Origin of the sequence: Mesorhizobium sp. M1004, from assembly GCF_040318795.1 — a bacterium.
In the GTDB taxonomy this organism is placed as follows: Bacteria; Pseudomonadota; Alphaproteobacteria; order Rhizobiales; family Rhizobiaceae; genus Mesorhizobium.
Window position 1 is genome coordinate 559,160 of sequence record NZ_JAMYNB010000002.1, and the last position, 14,949, is coordinate 574,108.

Genomic DNA, 14,949 nt, shown 5'->3' on the forward strand with positions numbered 1-14,949 from the left:
AAAGCAAGGAGCAAGCAAATGGCTGAAGCTTATGTCTATGACGCCGTGCGCACACCGCGCGGCAAGGGCAAGAAGGATGGCTCGCTGCACGAAGTGCCGGCGGTGCGGCTCGCCGCCAGGACGCTTGAGGCGCTGCGCGACCGCAACGGCCTCGACACCGCAAACGTCGACGACATCATCTTCGGCTGCGTGGACCCAGTGGGCGAGGCCGGCTCCGTCATCCCGCGCGCCGCCGCCTTCGAGGCCGGCTACGACAACAAGGCGCCGGGCATGCAGATATCGCGCTTCTGCGCTTCGGGTCTCGACGCCATCAATTTCGGCGCCGCCAAGATCGCTCAAGGCGCCGACGAGATCGTCATTGCAGGCGGCGTGGAATCGATGTCGCGCGTCGGCATGGGCGCCTCGGGCGGCGCCTGGTTCATGGACCCGTCCGTCGGCCTGCCCGGCTGGTTCGTGCCGCAAGGCATATCGGCCGATTTGATCGCCACCAAATATGGTTTTTCGCGCGACGACGTCGATGCCTATGCGGTCGAGAGCCAGAAGCGCGCCGGCAAGGCCTGGGCCGATGGCCGTTTCAAGAACTCCGTCATACCGATCAAGGACCAGAACGGCCTCACCATCCTCGATCATGACGAGCATATGCGGCCGTCGACCGACATGCAGTCGCTGGCCTCGCTCAACCCGTCCTTCGTCATGCCTGGTGAAATGGGCGGCTTCGACGCGGTCGCCGTGCAGAAGCACCCTGAGGTGGAAGAGGTCAACCACGTCCACCATGCCGGCAACTCGTCCGGCATCGTCGATGGCGCGGCCGCCGTACTGCTCGGCTCGAAGAAGGCCGGCAAGACGATGGGCCTGAAGCCACGCGCCCGCATCCGCGCCTTTGCCAACATCGGCTCCGAGCCGGTGCTGATGCTTACCGGTCCGGTCGACGTCACCGAGAAGCTTCTGAAGCGCGCCAAGATGAAGCTGTCGGATATCGACCTGTTCGAGCTTAACGAGGCCTTCGCCTCGGTGGTGCTGCGCTACATGCAGGCATTCGAAATCCCGCACGACAAGATCAACGTCAATGGCGGCGCCATCGCCATGGGCCATCCGCTCGGTGCCACCGGCGCGATGATCCTGGGCACGGTGCTGGACGAGCTCGAGCGCCGCGATTTGAACACCGCTCTGGTGACGCTCTGCATCGGCGCCGGCATGGGCACCGCAACGATTATCGAACGCGTCTGATTTTCGGCCGGAAGGAGAGAGACATGACTTATACAAACTTCACGGTCGACACGGACGCAGACGGCATCGCGATGGTCACCTGGAACATGCCGGACCGCTCGATGAACGTCTTCACCGAAGAGGTGATGAACGAGCTCGACAAGATCATCGACCAGGTGGTGGCCGACGCCGCCATCAAGGGCGCGGTGATCACCTCGGGAAAGGACAGCTTCTCCGGCGGCGCCGACCTGACCATGCTGCAGAAGATGCTGGCCGTATTTGCCAAGGAGAAGACCAAGGACCCGGAGAAGGCGGCACAGCTTTTGTTCGACAATGCCGGCCGCATGGGTGGCTTGTGGCGCAAGCTCGAAACGTCGGGCAAACCTTGGGTCTCGGCGATCAACGGTACCTGCATGGGCGGCGCGTTCGAGCTGTCGCTGGCCTGTCATGGCCGCGTTGCCGCTGACTCCGAAAAGGTCAAGATGGCCTTGCCGGAAGTCAAGGTCGGCATCTTCCCCGGCGCCGGTGGCACCCAACGCGTGCCGCGCCTGACCGACCAGCAGCAGGCGTTGCAGATGCTGACCACCGGCCAGACGCTGTCGCCGCAGAAAGCCAAGGCGATGGGGCTGATCCACGAGATCGCCGAACCCGGCAAGCTGATCGAGACCGCCAAGGCGATGATCAGGAACGGCCTGAAAGCCGTCCAGCCCTGGGACGAGAAGGGCTTCAAGCTGCCCGGCGGCCTGATCTATTCGCCCGCCGGCTTCAATCTGTGGCCGCCGGCCATCGCCATCCTGCGCCGCGAGACCTACGGCAATTATCCGGCCGCCGCGGCCGTCCTGAAATGCGTCTATGAGGGCCTGCTAGTGCCGTTCGACACCGGTCTGCGGATCGAACAGCGCTATTTCACCGAAATCATGCAGTCGAAGGAAGCAGCAGCGATGATCCGCTCGCTGTTCGTCTCGCTGCAGGAGCTCAACAAGGGCGCCCGCCGCCCGGCCGGCGTGCCGGAGACCAAGTTCAAGAAGATCGGTATTCTCGGCGCCGGCTTCATGGGTGCCGGCATCGCCTTTGTCACCGCCAAGGCCGGCATCCCGGTCGTCCTGCTCGACCGCGACATGGCGTCGGCCGAAAAGGGCAAGACGCATTCCGACAGCCTGATCTCCGATCAGGTCAAGAAGGGCCGCGTCAAGCCCGAGGAGAAGGACAGACTTCTGTCGCTGATCACGCCGTCGGCCGACTATGCCGATCTCGCCGGCTGCGATCTGGTGGTCGAGGCGGTGTTCGAGGATTCGGCCGTCAAGAAGGCTGCCACCGAGCAGGCCGAAGCCGTGCTGAAATCGTCGGCGATCTTCGCCTCCAACACCTCGACCATCCCGATCACCGCACTGGCCAAGAATTCGGCGCGGCCGAAGAATTTCGTCGGCATCCACTTCTTCTCGCCGGTCGACAAGATGATGCTGGTCGAGATCATCCTGGGCAAGAAGACCGGCGACAAGGCGCTGGCCACCGCGATCGATTTCGTGCGCGCCATCAAGAAGACGCCGATCGTCGTCAACGACACGCGCGGCTTCTACGTCAACCGCTGCGTGCTGCGCTACATGTCGGAAGCCTACAAGATGCTGATCGAAGGCGTTCCGGCGCCGATGATCGAGAACGCCGCCAAGGCCGCCGGCATGCCGGTCGGCCCGCTGGCGCTGACCGACGAGACGGCGATCGACCTTGCCCAGAAGATTATGAAGCAGACCATCAGGGACCTCGGCGACAAGGCCGTCGACCCCAGGCAGATGGCGTTGATCAACACGCTGGTCGACACCCATGGCCGCTTCGGCCGCAAGAACGGCAAGGGTTTTTACGACTATCCCGCCAAGCCTGCCAAGAAGAAGCTGTGGCCGGGCCTGAAGGATCTCTATCCGCAGCTGGAGGCCGAGAAGGTCGACTATGAGGAACTGCAGCAGCGCCTGCTGGTAACCATTGCGCTGGAAGCCGCGCGGGTGATGGAAGAGGGCATCGTCACCGATCCGCGCGAGGCCGATGTCGGCTCGATCCTCGCCTTCGGTTTCGCGCCATTCACCGGCGGCGCGCTGTCCTATATCGACGGCATCGGCGCGGGGGAGTTCGTCAGAATAGCCAAGGGCCTGCAGAAGAAATACGGCGCCGAGTTCAAGGCGCCCAAGCTGCTGCTCGACCTGGCCGAGAAGGGCGAGACCTTCTACCAGCGCTTCGACCCCTATGCGAAAGGCGAGGTGAAGAAGGCCGCTTGAGCGAGGGCGCCTTGCGCGCATGATGGCCACGGCAAGGCGCCGTGGCCCTTACGCGGTCGGCAGCGAAAGTCGGCTGGCTTTTCGCTGCCTGCCGACATCGACTTCAACCTCCATCTCAACAACGCCCGCTACGTGATGCTCGCCGACCTCGCGCTGACCCCGAAAATCGGAATCGATTTTCGGAAAGGATCATGCGCCAAATCAAATGCTACTGCGTCCTTGGCGCGTCCAATAGGACGCTTGCCCGCTCCGTTCAACCGCGGCCGCCGACCGAGGCCGAGCGGGTTTGCATGACCTCCCATCAAGGATTGCGCAGCCTGCCCAAGGCAGTTTGAGGCATCCATGACGACTTCGCCGCACGCAGCTTTTTGAGAGATCGGGCCGCGCGCCGGTGGACAATCGGATGACCGCGCGTTAGAAGGAAAAGGTATTTTTTCCTGTTTTGAGGAGAGCGAATTGCTCTCGCATGACCGAGTTTGGGCAGCCATCGACGCTCTCGCCGAGCGCTATTCGCTGTCGGCCTCCGGCCTGGCCCGGCGAGCCGGTCTGGACTCCACCGCTTTCAACAAGTCGAAGCGGCTGTCCTCGGATGGGCGGCCGCGCTGGCCCTCGACCGAATCGCTGGCCAAGATCATCGAGGCGACCGGCGCTTCGCTCGACGAATTCACCGGACTGGTCGAAGGTCGCGCCAAGACAGCTTCGGGCTCGTTAGGCCCGCAGCGTTCGGCGGTGCCGCTGCTCGGCTTCGCCCAGGCCGGCGCCGGCGGCTTCTTCGATGATGCCGGCTATCCCTCCGGCCAGGGCTGGGACCTTGTCGAGCTTCCGGCGCGGGCAACCGAAACCTCTTATGCGTTGAAGGTGCAGGGTGATTCCATGCTGCCGCTGTACCGCAATGGCGATGTGCTGATCGTCGAGCCGGGGGCCGCTACCCGAAAGGGCGACCGCGTCGTCGTCAAGACCAATGCCGGCGAAGTCATGGCCAAGGTGCTCGACCGCCAGACGACGAAATCGATCGTGCTGATCTCGCTCAACCCCGACCACCCGGACCGCGACATCGCGATGCGCGATGTCGAATGGGTGGCGCGGATCGTCTGGGCAAGCCAGTAGGTCTCGCGGTGCGTCTGCTTCAAATCCTCATAGCCCTCCTGGCGATCCCGGTGATGGTCGCCATTGTCGTCGCCGGCGGTCGCGCGCTGCATCGCGAAAGCACCGCCATCACCGTCGACCAGATCGACCCGGACACCGAGGCCGTGCCCGAGGAGCCGGCGACGTCGGCGATCCCCGAGGTCCAGCCCGTCAAGCCTCCGATGCACTCGCCTCAGGTGCATTCGAGGGCGATCGATCCCGAGGCCATCGCTCCGCCGCCGCTGCCGGTAGAAGAACTTGAACGGGTTGAGCCACGCGCGCCGCTGAGCGACCTGGCGCTGGCCGGGCCGCCCAAGCCGCGTGGGCGCAGAGCGGTCGACGACTGGGGAGGAACAAAACTGTTCCAGCCGGTCGCGGCCGCCGCCGGCCTGATCGAAGCCAATGGTTATTCCGTGACGGTCTCCGGCATCGACATCGTCAGGCAAGACGAGACCTGCACCGAGGGCGGCAAGTCCTGGGCTTGCGGTATCAGGGCGCGCACCGCGTTCCGGTCTTTCCTGCGCGGCCGGGCCGTTGCCTGCAAGGTGCCGCCGGAGGCCGACCGTGCGCTGATCGCCGCCGAATGCCGCATCGGCAAGCTGGATGTCGGCCAGTGGCTGGTCGAAAACGGCTGGGCGCGCGCCACGGCAGGCGGCCCCTATGTCGAAGCGGGCGACAAGGCGCGCGCCGCCAAGAAGGGCGTCTTCGGCGCCGCGCCCGATCTTGGCGGCCTGCCACCGGCGCCAACGCCTGTTGCGGCACCGACGGCGTCGCAACCGATCCTCGATGCCCCGGCGATAGACACGCCGCCGGCCGGGACGGAAATTACGCCGCCAGCTGACCAGCCAGCGCCCGCTCAATGAGCGCGCGGGTTTCGGCGATGCCGTAGAGGGCTGCGAACGAACCGAAGCGCGGTCCGCGTTCCTGGCCGATCAGCACCTGGTAGATCATCTGGAAGAAAGCGCCCGAGACACCAGGGCCGCCGTCCGGGCTCTTCTTCGAATGGTCCTGATAGCGTTCGATCTTGCGCGCGACGTTGAGCGAAGCGTTCTGGATCGCTTCGCCGTCGGCGCCGGCCGGCAGGCCAGCAAGCGCGTTGCCAAGAGCCTCCAGCGCCAGGCGTTCGACATCGTCGGCCGGCCGGAAGGTCTTCGTCGGCTTCACGAAATCGTCGAAGTAGCGGATGGCGAAACCGACCAGCTGGTCGAGTTCGGGATGCGTCGCCGGCGTCACGCCAGATGCATGGCGCGAGATGAAGCCCCACAGCACATCCTTGTTTTGCGCGTTGGAGGCGCTGACCAGGTTGAGCAGCAGCGAGAACGGCACCGGCATGTCGATGGAAGGCGGCTTGCCGTCATGCATGTGCCAGACCGGATTGCCCAGCCGCTCCTTCCAGTCCTGGCGCGGATAGGCGTTGAGGAAGGTGTAGTACTCGTCGACGGCGCGTGGGATGACGTCGAAATAGAGCTTTTTCGCCTGCCTTGGCCGCTGGTACATATAGAGGCCGAGGCTTTCGGTCGGCGCGTAGCGCAGCCATTCGTCGATGGTCAGCCCGTTGCCCTTCGACTTCGAGATCTTCTGGCCGTTCTCGTCCAGGAACAGTTCGTAGACGAAATGCTCGGGCGCGCGCCCGCCGAGAATGTTGCAGATGCGGTCGTAGATCACCGCGTTCGTCTGGTGGTCCTTGCCGAACATTTCGAAATCGACGCCGAGCGCTGCCCAGCGCATGCCGAAATCCGGCTTCCACTGCAGCTTGACCTTCCCGCCGGTCACCGAAAGCGTGGTCTCGGTGCCCTCATCGTCGAAGGTGATGTTGCCGGCCTTGGCGTCGACATGCTTCATCGGCACGTAGAGCACGCGCCCGCTCTTCGGCGAGATCGGCAGGAACGGGCTGTAGGTTGCCTGCCGCTCCGGCCCCAGCGTCGGCAGCATCACCGCCATGATCTGCTCATAGCGCTCGGCGGCGCGCACCAGCATCGCATCGAAGCGGCCGGCCTTGTAGTACTGCGTGGCGCTGGCGAATTCGTAGTCGAAGCCGAACGTGTCGAGGAAGCGGCACAGCATCGCGTTGTTGTGGTCGCCAAAGCTCGGATAGTCGCCGCCGAACGGATTGGGCACCGCCGACAGCGGCATATGCAGATAGGGCTCGAGCGCTGCGCGATCCGGCACATTGTCGGGGATTTTGCGCATGCCGTCCATATCGTCGGAGAAGCAGAGCAGCTTGGTCTTGACCTTGTTCCCGGTCAGCACGTGAAAGGCATGGCGCACCATCGAGGTGCGCGCGACCTCGCCGAACGTGCCGATATGCGGCAGGCCCGACGGGCCGTAGCCGGTCTCGAACAGGACGATCTCCGGGATGTCGCCGCCCTTGTAGCGCTCGATGATCTTTTTGGCTTCCTCGAACGGCCAGGCCTTGCTTTCGGCGGCTGCCGCAAGCATTTCGGGGTTGAGATCGGCGATGTTTGATCCCGTCATGTCAAAGTTCCAGTCATGGCCGGCTTTCGCGGCTGGTAAGATTTTCAACCGGGTCTCTAGGCGCGACAGGGCGGAGCGTCAACGATATCAGGCGTTTTCGTTGCGACGGCGCCGTGGCGTCCCTACCTTCGACCCTCACTATCAAGGAGTTTTGAATGCCGTTGCCGTCCACCCATGAAGCCCTGATCTACCTGATGGTCATCACCTCGGCTTCCGATCGCGACATGACCGATATCGAACTGGCGCGCATCGGCGACGTCGTCCGCAGCTGGCCGGTGTTCGAGGATTTCAAGCAGGACAGGCTGATCGCCATTGCGCAGGACTGCCAGAAGATGCTGCATGAAAAGGATGGGTTGGAAGGCGTGCTCGAGCGTGTCGCCGAGACTTTGCCCGAACGGCTGCACGACACCGCCTATGCCGCGGCCTTCGAGGTTGCCGCCGTCGATCTAGAAATGCGCATGGAGGAATTGCGGGTGCTGCAGTTGATCCGGCGTGAGCTCGATCTCGACACGCTGACCGCCGCAGCCATCGCGCGCGGGGCGAAGGCCCGCCTGCGCACGCTGACCTGATCCAGCCCCTAAAGGAAGCTGACCGGGACCGGATCAGAAAAAGCTGACCGGGAACCGGATCAGAAGAAACTGACCGGGAAATAGCGCAGGTAGAATTCGGCGAAGGTGCCTTTCACCGATATCTCCTGCAGCGCGTAGTCCATGGCTGCGGCCAGCGCTGGGTCGCTGGCCCGGGTGGCAATGGTCATGCCGGACCCCAGATATTCCGGCGCCAGGTAGGGTCCACCGGCGAAGCGGCAGCAACCGGCGGCGTCCGTGCCGCCCAGCCAGAAGGAAAAGCGCATGCCGTCGCCGAAGGCGGCATCGATCTTGGCGCTCTTCAAGTCGCTGTAGAGGTCTTCCGGCCGTTGAAAGCGGATGATCTGCACGGTGCCGAAATAATCGCGCAGCATCTTTTCATGCGCCGAGCCGGCCAGCACGCCGACCCGCTTCGAGCGCAATTTGTCGAGGATCGGCTCGGCGAAGGCCTTGGTCTTCGGCATGATGAAGCGCGCCGGAAACTGTAGATAGGAGCGCGAAAAGCTGTACTTCGCCCGCGTCTCCGGCGTTGCGGCGATGCCGGCGATGATCGCCTCGCCTTCGCCCTTCTGCAACGCGTCGTCGAGTTCGGCCCAGGGCAGCGCCTGGATCTGGCATTTGTCGGCGATGTCGAGTTCGGCGCAAATCGCCCGCGCCAGGTCGATGTGGAAGCCGGACAGTCGGCCCGTGCCGTCGAGAAAATTGAAGGGCGGGAAATCGGTTGTGGTGAGGAACCTGAGCCTTGGCAGCGCCGAAAGGTCCGGTTTCGGCAGCCGCTCCTTGGCATCCCAAAGCACCGGTACCTGCGGTTCCGCGGCTCGCGCAGCGCCGGCAAACGGCTGCACTCCCATCAGCATCGACAGTAAGGCGATGGCTATCCAGCGAGGTGTCACGAAAAAACTCCGCCCGTCTTGGCCGTTGGCTTGTGATACGAAAACGGCGCAGGCACAATTGTTTTTGATTTCAACGGGCAAATTTCGGGTTATGCTTTGGTGAGGTTGCAAATAGCCGCACAGAGTCGGCCCGAGGTTGGCGGTCGCTGGCGTTAGAAAAGCTAAGGATGTGGCTATGCAATCCGGGGTTGATGGCGAAGTGCGGGTCAGGCACGTAGCATCGGTCTCAAGAGCGGTAGGCAACATGGGGTAGATGTTGCGATGGGTTATTTTGACCGGACACTTGAATATATTGACCGGGTGCAGCGTGCCGACACGTCGGCTGCGGTGTGCGAGCAGCTACTTAGTGTCACCTCGAATTTCGGATTGACGGCCCTGATAGCCGCAACGGTGCCGCAGCCCGGTACACCAAGCAGCCAGACGAAGGACCATGTGCTGCTCTGCGATTGGCCTAGCGAATGGCTGGAGCGTTACTTATCGCGCAACTACGTCGACCACGATCCGGTCGTCAGCCATTTGAAGCAGTTTCGGGCGCCATTCCAATGGCGCGATGCCGTTCAAAGCATGCCCGCCGACAAGAGCAGCGCCGAGGTAATGCGCGACGCCCGCCAGTTCAAGCTGCGTGACGGCCTCGCCTTCCCGCTGATCACGCTCGAAGGCCAGATCGCGCTGGTCTCGCTGGGCGGTGAGGCGGTCGAACTGTCCGAAGCCGAATTCGCAATGGTCTCGCTGGCCTCCACCTATGCCATCGGCCGCGCCATGCAGCTTCAAACGACGGCCGGCAAATCTATCGATCACATTGAATTGACGCCGCGCGAGCGCGAATGCCTGCAATGGGCGGCGGTCGGAAAATCCGAGTGGGAGATTTCGCAGATCCTCGGCATCTCGGAGCATACCTCTGAGAAACACCTTCTCAACGCCAAGAGCAAACTAGGCGCCGCCAACCGTGTGCAGGCAGTCGCCGAAGCAGTCAGGCACGGCTATATCAGCTAGGCCGGTTCTGGCGGCCCGAAATTTATGGCCGCATTGTTGGCGTCATATCTTCAGAAAAGACCGGCCCCTGTCGTCCTCTTGAGACGGCTAATGCTTTCTTAACGCCAAAAGCAGACTCGGCGTCGCCAACAGGGTGCACGCCATCGCGGAGGCGTTTAGACGCAGCTATATTAGCCATGTCGGCTGTGGCAGCCTGGAAATCCTTGCCAACACCTTCGCGCAATTTTTTCGGGAAAGCCCGGCCGTATCTTCCTCTTAAGCCCAGGAGACGGCTAATGCTATTTTCCCTTACCACTCAACAACTGATGGAACGTCCCGACCTATGGGAGGCCGTCCATCGCCTGCGTTACAAGGTCTTCGTCGATGAGATGCGGTGGACCGATCTCGATCGCCCGGACGGCCTCGAAATCGATCAATTCGACCATGATGAGGCCGAACACCACCTTGTCATACGCAATGGCGAGCTTGCAGGCTATCATCGGATGCTGCCGACCACACGGCCGCATCTCCTTAGCGATGTGATGCCGGAACTCTGCGAGGGAAAGCGCCCTTCGGGACCGAATGTCTGGGAGCTAACCCGTTACGCGGTGGCGCCAGGCTTTCGCGATGGCAAGCGCGGCGTGTCTACGGTCGGCACCGAACTGATCGCCGGCTTCGTCGAATGGGGCCTTGCTCGCAATGTCGATCAGGTCATTATCGAGGTCGAGCCGGTGTGGGTGCTGCGGACGCTGCAGTTGCACTTCCTGGCGACGCCGCTCGGTTACCAGCGCACCTATGGCAACCAGCAGGTCGTCGCCACACTGCTGACCTTCAACGAGCATACGCTGGATGTCGTGCGTTCGCGCCGCAACCATCACGCCCCGGTGTTGGCCAGGGGCACCCCCCACATGCTCGGCATGCGGCAGGCGTCGTGAGACTGTCTTCACCCGACGCGCTTTAATGCATGTCGCTCAAAGTGGCCCCGGTTTTGAGAGAACGACATGCATGAAACAAAGACCTAAAGCGCGTCGCGTGAATCCGTTCAAATGCGACGCGCTTTAGACAATGGCCACAGAGCCCACCTCCATGTGCGGGTGGGCTCTGTAATTTCAGCCTCTGCCTATCGAGGCCAGTCTCTACTTCTCGAGAAACGACGGCCCTTCGCCGACGATCTTCTTATCTTCCTTGCCGATGGCGTCGAGATCGCGCCCATCATAGGGCAGTGACAACAGGATGCGCCGCATGACGGCCAGCCGCGAGCGTCGCTTGTCATTGGCCCGCACGATGATCCAGGGCGCGAACTGTTTGTGCGTGCGCTCGACCATCTGGTCGCGCGCCTTGGTGTAGTCGTCCCATTTGGTGATGCCGGCAATATCGATCGGCGAGAACTTCCAGTTCTTCAGCGGCGACCAGCGGCGGTCGTGAAACCGTTCGAGCTGGGTCTCGCGGCCGATGTTGAGCCAGAATTTGAAGAAATAGATGCCCTCATTGGAGATCATCCGCTCGAAATGCGGCGTCTCGTCGAGGAATTTTGCATGCTGTTCCGGTGTGCAGAAGCCCATCACCGGCTCGACGCCGCCGCGGTTGTACCAGGAACGGTCGAAGGTGACGAATTCGCCCGATGTCGGGAAATGGGCGACGTAGCGCTGGTAGTACCATTGCCCGACTTCGGTTGGGGTCGGCTTGGTCAGCGCCACGTTGCGCGCGGTTCGAGGATTGAGATACTGGCGCAGCACCGAGATGGTGCCGCCCTTGCCGGCGGCATCGCGCCCCTCGAACAGCGACATCACTCTGCTGCCGGTCGCCTGCAGCCATGCCTGCGCCTTGACCAGTTCGATCTGCAGCCGCTCCAGCGTCTCGTCATACTCCTCGGTCTTCATTTTCTTGTCGTAGGGGTAGTCGCCTGCCGTCAGTTTGTGGTCCTCGATCCAGCTGGGAAGCTCGGGGTTTTCGATGTCGAACTCCCGCTCCTTGCCGTCCACCTTGATCTTCAGCGGCCCCTTTGCCGGCTCTGCGGCGGGACTTTCCTTGGCTTTTTTCATCGAGAGGAACCTTTCCAGCTTGCGGACTCATGCTATGGGGGGCCTCAAACCCGGTCCAGCGGAAGTTTCGGCGGGACCGGCGCAGAAGCACGGAAAGCACGAATGGCTGACACCGGCGCAGAGCGGACAACCACGGGGCAGGCCGTCGCCGGCCGGCTGTGGAACAGCCGATGGCTGCTTGCCGCCGGTGCGATCGCCACCCTGGCCGTTTATGGTTTTGCCGGTATCTCCGCCTATGTCGTCCTGGCTGCGTTGACGGTGCTGCTGGCCGCCGCGCTTCTGCCAACCGGAGGCGCCAGCCGGTCCGCTGAGACCATTGCCACGATCGAGGCGAGTGGGCTGCAGCGGCTTTCCGGCGAATATCTTGCGGCTGCCGTTGCCGATCCGCTGATCATCTTCGACCGCACCGCCACCATCGTCCACGCCAATGCCGCCGCCTTTGCCGCCTTTGTCGGTATCGCGCCCGGCCTGTCGCTGTCGCTAAAATTCCGCGCGCCGGAAATGCAGGCCTTGCTGGACGGCGTGCTGTCGGGAACCGTCGCCTCCGATGCCGTCGACTACACCGAGAAGCTGCCGGTGGAACGGGCCTACCGGGTCAGCGCGTCCTCGGTCGGCCACGCCACCGATCTCTATGTGCTGGTATTCAAGGACCAGAGTGAGACGCGCCGCATCGACCGCATGCGCGCTGACTTCATAGCCAATGCCAGCCACGAGTTGCGCACCCCGCTTGCTTCAATCTCGGGCTTCATCGAGACGTTGCGCGGCCCGGCCCGCAACGATCCGGCGGCGCGCGAGCAGTTCCTGCAGATCATGCAGAACCAGACCGGCCGCATGGCGCGCCTCATCGACGATCTCCTGTCGCTGTCGAGGCTTGAAATGAAGCCTTACCTGAGGCCGGGAACCGAGGTCGATCTGCGCCAGACCATCGACAGCGTCATCGATTCACTAGGTCCGCTCGCCAGCGAGAACGGCGTCGTCATCGAACGCGACTACGCCGAGGGGCCGCTCGACGTGCCCGGAGACCGCGACGAGCTGTTCCAGGTGTTCGAGAATCTCTTGGAAAACGCCTGCAAATACGGCCAGCCTGGCGGACGCGTCACGGTGTCGATCGCGCGGGGCGAGGCCGGCCCGGAACCGGGCATCGATGTAACCATCAGGGACTACGGCCCGGGCATCCCGGAAGAGCACATACCGCGCATTACCGAGCGCTTCTATCGCGTCGACGTGGAGAGCAGCCGCACGCAGAAAGGAACCGGTCTTGGCCTGTCCATCGTCAAGCATATTCTGACGCGCCACAACGCCCGGCTTTCGATCAAGTCGGAGGTTGGCAAGGGCGCGGCGTTCACGGTCCATTTGCCGGCAGGCTGAGGCGGTACTATCTGCTAACTGCCTGTTTCTTCTTTCTGTCATCCGGCTAGCGTATCAGCACAGGGGTCGAGGAAACGACGCAAAAGGCCAAAGATTTAAGGAAGGCATTTCGCCCATGCAGTCCGTACACATTGTCAGCGCCTATGACGAAGAGCTGAAATACCTGGCGAAGCGCATCGCTGCGATGGGCGGCCATGCCGAGCGCATGGTCGAGCAGGCGATCCAGGCGCTGGTCAATGCCGATCCCGGCCTCGCCCAGAAGGTCATCCGCGACGACATCGTGCTTGACGATGGCCAGCGCGAAATCGACGACAAAGCCATCGTCATCATCGCCAAGCGCCAGCCCATGGCGACGGATCTGCGCGAGATCGTCGGCGCCATCCGCATTTCGGCCGACCTCGAACGGGTCGGTGACCTCGCCAAGAACGTCGCCAAGCGTGTGGTCAGCGTCATTGACGGCCGCCAGCCGACCAGCCTGTTTCGCGGCCTCGAGGCGCTGGCCGAACTCGCTTTGACCCAGCTCAAGGAAGTGCTCGACGTCTATGCCTCGCGCTCGGTCGAGAAAATAGGCTTCGTTCGCGACCGCGACGACCAGATCGACGCCATGTACACCTCGCTGTTTCGCGAGCTTTTGACCTACATGATGGAAGATCCGCGCAACATCACGCCGTGCACGCATCTGCTGTTTTGCGCCAAGAACATCGAGCGCATCGGCGACCACGCCACCAACATTGCCGAGACGATCTACTACATCGTCACCGGCGAGCAGTTGCCGGCCGAGCGTCCAAAGGGCGACAAGACCGACAAGGTTGCCCTGCCGGCGCTGCCGGTGAAGTGATCGCGCGCCCCTCGAACGCTTAATCATATTGCGCTAAACTGCCCGGATGTTAGCGTCTCGGTTCCTGGCCAAGGCCAGGCGCTCAGGAGGCTGCGATGGAATATGTCCGAGAGTTCAAGCCGGCGCCGGCATCGTCCGGCATCATCGCGTCGAGCGTCTACACCGCCGGCAAGCGGATCGCCGACATTCCGATCGAGGAAGCCGGTGAATGGGCCAAGAAGTCGGGCCATGTCGTCTGGATCGGGCTGCTCGAACCCGACCGCGAGCTTCTGCTGCGCGTCAAGGCGCAATTCCATTTGCATGAGCTGGCGATTGAAGACGCCGAACATCCGCACCAGCGGCCGAAGATCGAGCAATATGGCGATGCGCTGTTCATCGTTGCCCGCACTGCACAGCTGATCGACGGACGCGTCACCTTCGGCGAGACGCATCTGTTCGTCGGCTCAGGCTATATCGTCAGCGTCAGGCATGGTCCCTCGACCTCATACGCCGCCGTGCGCCAGCACTGGGAAAGCTGTCCGCACTCACTGGCCAAGGGCGAGGATTTCGTCCTCTACGCCATTCTCGACTTCATCGTCGACAACTACATGCCGGTGCTCGAGCAGATCGAGGACGAGGTCGAGGCGATCGAGGACAGGGTGCTGCTGAAGCCGATGACCGGTCCCGACATCGAGCGGCTCTACATGCTGCGCCGCGATCTGTTGCGCCTGCGCAATGCGGCGCTGCCGCTGGTCGAGGTCTGCCGCCGGCTGACCAGCGCCGACCTGCCGCAGATCCATACCGCCATGCATCCGCTGTTTCGCGATGTCACCGACCATATCCGCACCGTGCAGGAAAAGATCGACAGCCTGCGCGAGGTTCTGGCGTTCGCTTTCGAAGCCAGCCTGCTGGTCGGCCAGAGCCAGGAAACCGCGAACACCAAGAAGCTGGCCTCATGGGCGGCGATCCTGGCGGTGCCGACGGCGCTCGCCGGCATTTACGGCATGAATTTCGACGACATGCCGGAACTGAAGATGCAATACGGCTATCCCGTCGTATTGGTCTCGATCGCGCTGATCTGCTCGTTTTTGTATTGGCGATTTCGGAAGAGTGGGTGGCTGTGAGGGGGCAGGCAGCAGTAGGCAGTAGGCAGTAGGCAGTAGGCAGTAGGCAGTAGGCAGTAGGCAGTAGGCAGTAGGC

13 protein-coding genes are annotated in these 14,949 nt (G+C 62.7%); 10 read left to right on the plus strand and 3 right to left on the minus strand.

Going from position 1 to position 14,949, the window contains the following annotated elements:
* Positions 1-18: 18 nt before the first annotated feature.
* The 4 genes from NKH54_RS06810 (at position 19) to NKH54_RS06825 (ending at position 5,458) form a co-directional block, all read left to right on the plus strand.
* A complete protein-coding gene (locus tag NKH54_RS06810; protein ID WP_023669613.1) occupies positions 19-1,227 on the plus strand; it encodes an acetyl-CoA C-acetyltransferase in 1,209 nt (402 codons plus the stop codon).
* 23 nt (positions 1,228-1,250) lie between these two features.
* Entirely contained in the window at positions 1,251-3,470 is a 2,220-nt protein-coding gene (locus NKH54_RS06815) for a 3-hydroxyacyl-CoA dehydrogenase NAD-binding domain-containing protein (protein ID WP_353027914.1), read from the plus strand.
* 456 nt (positions 3,471-3,926) lie between these two features.
* Positions 3,927-4,577 carry a S24 family peptidase gene (locus tag NKH54_RS06820; RefSeq protein WP_353027915.1) on the plus strand — a complete coding sequence of 217 codons (651 nt, stop codon included), beginning with the start codon at positions 3,927-3,929 and terminating at the stop codon, positions 4,575-4,577.
* An 8-nt stretch (positions 4,578-4,585) separates the two neighbouring features.
* A complete protein-coding gene (locus NKH54_RS06825; RefSeq protein WP_023699505.1) occupies positions 4,586-5,458 on the plus strand; it encodes a thermonuclease family protein in 873 nt (290 codons plus the stop codon).
* Here the strand turns inward: NKH54_RS06825 and NKH54_RS06830 are convergent.
* The gene (locus NKH54_RS06830) at positions 5,421-7,070 is read right to left on the minus strand and encodes a lysine--tRNA ligase (protein ID WP_353027916.1); all 1,650 of its coding nucleotides are present in this window, start codon (positions 7,068-7,070) and stop codon (positions 5,421-5,423) included. The two genes, NKH54_RS06825 and NKH54_RS06830, sit on opposite strands and share 38 nt — an antisense overlap.
* A gap of 155 nt (positions 7,071-7,225) precedes the next feature.
* Here NKH54_RS06830 and NKH54_RS06835 point away from each other — a divergent pair, with 155 nt between their 5' ends.
* The gene (locus NKH54_RS06835) at positions 7,226-7,639 is read left to right on the plus strand and encodes a tellurite resistance TerB family protein (RefSeq protein ID WP_023688697.1); all 414 of its coding nucleotides are present in this window, start codon (positions 7,226-7,228) and stop codon (positions 7,637-7,639) included.
* Positions 7,640-7,698: 59 nt separating this feature from the next.
* Here the strand turns inward: NKH54_RS06835 and NKH54_RS06840 are convergent, their stop codons facing one another.
* Positions 7,699-8,508 (minus strand): ABC transporter substrate-binding protein, encoded by an 810-nt coding sequence (locus NKH54_RS06840; RefSeq protein ID WP_502907481.1) that lies wholly within the window; start codon positions 8,506-8,508, stop codon positions 7,699-7,701.
* A gap of 303 nt (positions 8,509-8,811) precedes the next feature.
* Here NKH54_RS06840 and NKH54_RS06845 point away from each other — a divergent pair, with 303 nt between their 5' ends.
* Entirely contained in the window at positions 8,812-9,543 is a 732-nt protein-coding gene (locus NKH54_RS06845) for a helix-turn-helix transcriptional regulator (RefSeq protein ID WP_023669621.1), read from the plus strand.
* A 275-nt stretch (positions 9,544-9,818) separates the two neighbouring features.
* Positions 9,819-10,457, plus strand: a complete 639-nt coding sequence (locus NKH54_RS06850; protein WP_023681954.1) for an acyl-homoserine-lactone synthase — start codon at positions 9,819-9,821, stop codon at positions 10,455-10,457.
* A 201-nt stretch (positions 10,458-10,658) separates the two neighbouring features.
* On the opposite strand, the gene ppk2 is transcribed toward NKH54_RS06850, so the two are convergent.
* Positions 10,659-11,564: a polyphosphate kinase 2 gene (gene ppk2 / locus NKH54_RS06855; RefSeq protein WP_353027918.1), complete on the minus strand. Its 906-nt coding sequence runs from the start codon at positions 11,562-11,564 to the stop codon at positions 10,659-10,661.
* A 102-nt stretch (positions 11,565-11,666) separates the two neighbouring features.
* Between ppk2 and NKH54_RS06860 the strand changes: the two genes are divergently transcribed.
* The 3 genes from NKH54_RS06860 (at position 11,667) to NKH54_RS06870 (ending at position 14,873) form a co-directional block, all read left to right on the plus strand.
* Positions 11,667-12,932 carry an ATP-binding protein gene (locus tag NKH54_RS06860; RefSeq protein WP_023732410.1) on the plus strand — a complete coding sequence of 422 codons (1,266 nt, stop codon included), beginning with the start codon at positions 11,667-11,669 and terminating at the stop codon, positions 12,930-12,932.
* A 115-nt stretch (positions 12,933-13,047) separates the two neighbouring features.
* Positions 13,048-13,770: a phosphate signaling complex protein PhoU gene (gene phoU, locus NKH54_RS06865; RefSeq protein WP_023692535.1), complete on the plus strand. Its 723-nt coding sequence runs from the start codon at positions 13,048-13,050 to the stop codon at positions 13,768-13,770.
* Between the two features lie 95 nt (positions 13,771-13,865).
* Positions 13,866-14,873, plus strand: coding sequence for a magnesium and cobalt transport protein CorA (locus NKH54_RS06870; RefSeq protein WP_023669626.1), 1,008 nt, complete (start codon positions 13,866-13,868; stop codon positions 14,871-14,873).
* Positions 14,874-14,949: the final 76 nt, after the last annotated feature.

Excerpts from the sequence above, each read along its gene's own strand:
- NKH54_RS06850 (WP_023681954.1), top strand. The coding sequence starts at position 9,819 with ATGCTATTTTCCCTTACCACTCAACAACTGATGGAACGTCCCGACCTA.
- NKH54_RS06810 (WP_023669613.1), top strand. The coding sequence starts at position 19 with ATGGCTGAAGCTTATGTCTATGACGCCGTGCGCACACCGCGCGGCAAG.
- NKH54_RS06835 (WP_023688697.1), top strand. The coding sequence starts at position 7,226 with ATGCCGTTGCCGTCCACCCATGAAGCCCTGATCTACCTGATGGTCATC.
- NKH54_RS06870 (WP_023669626.1), top strand. The coding sequence starts at position 13,866 with ATGGAATATGTCCGAGAGTTCAAGCCGGCGCCGGCATCGTCCGGCATC.
- NKH54_RS06815 (WP_353027914.1), top strand. The coding sequence starts at position 1,251 with ATGACTTATACAAACTTCACGGTCGACACGGACGCAGACGGCATCGCG.
- ppk2 (WP_353027918.1), bottom strand. The coding sequence starts at position 11,564 with ATGAAAAAAGCCAAGGAAAGTCCCGCCGCAGAGCCGGCAAAGGGGCCG.
- NKH54_RS06830 (WP_353027916.1), bottom strand. The coding sequence starts at position 7,070 with ATGACGGGATCAAACATCGCCGATCTCAACCCCGAAATGCTTGCGGCA.
- NKH54_RS06840 (WP_502907481.1), bottom strand. The coding sequence starts at position 8,508 with ATGGGAGTGCAGCCGTTTGCCGGCGCTGCGCGAGCCGCGGAACCGCAG.
- phoU (WP_023692535.1), top strand. The coding sequence starts at position 13,048 with ATGCAGTCCGTACACATTGTCAGCGCCTATGACGAAGAGCTGAAATAC.
- NKH54_RS06860 (WP_023732410.1), top strand. The coding sequence starts at position 11,667 with ATGGCTGACACCGGCGCAGAGCGGACAACCACGGGGCAGGCCGTCGCC.
- NKH54_RS06845 (WP_023669621.1), top strand. The coding sequence starts at position 8,812 with ATGGGTTATTTTGACCGGACACTTGAATATATTGACCGGGTGCAGCGT.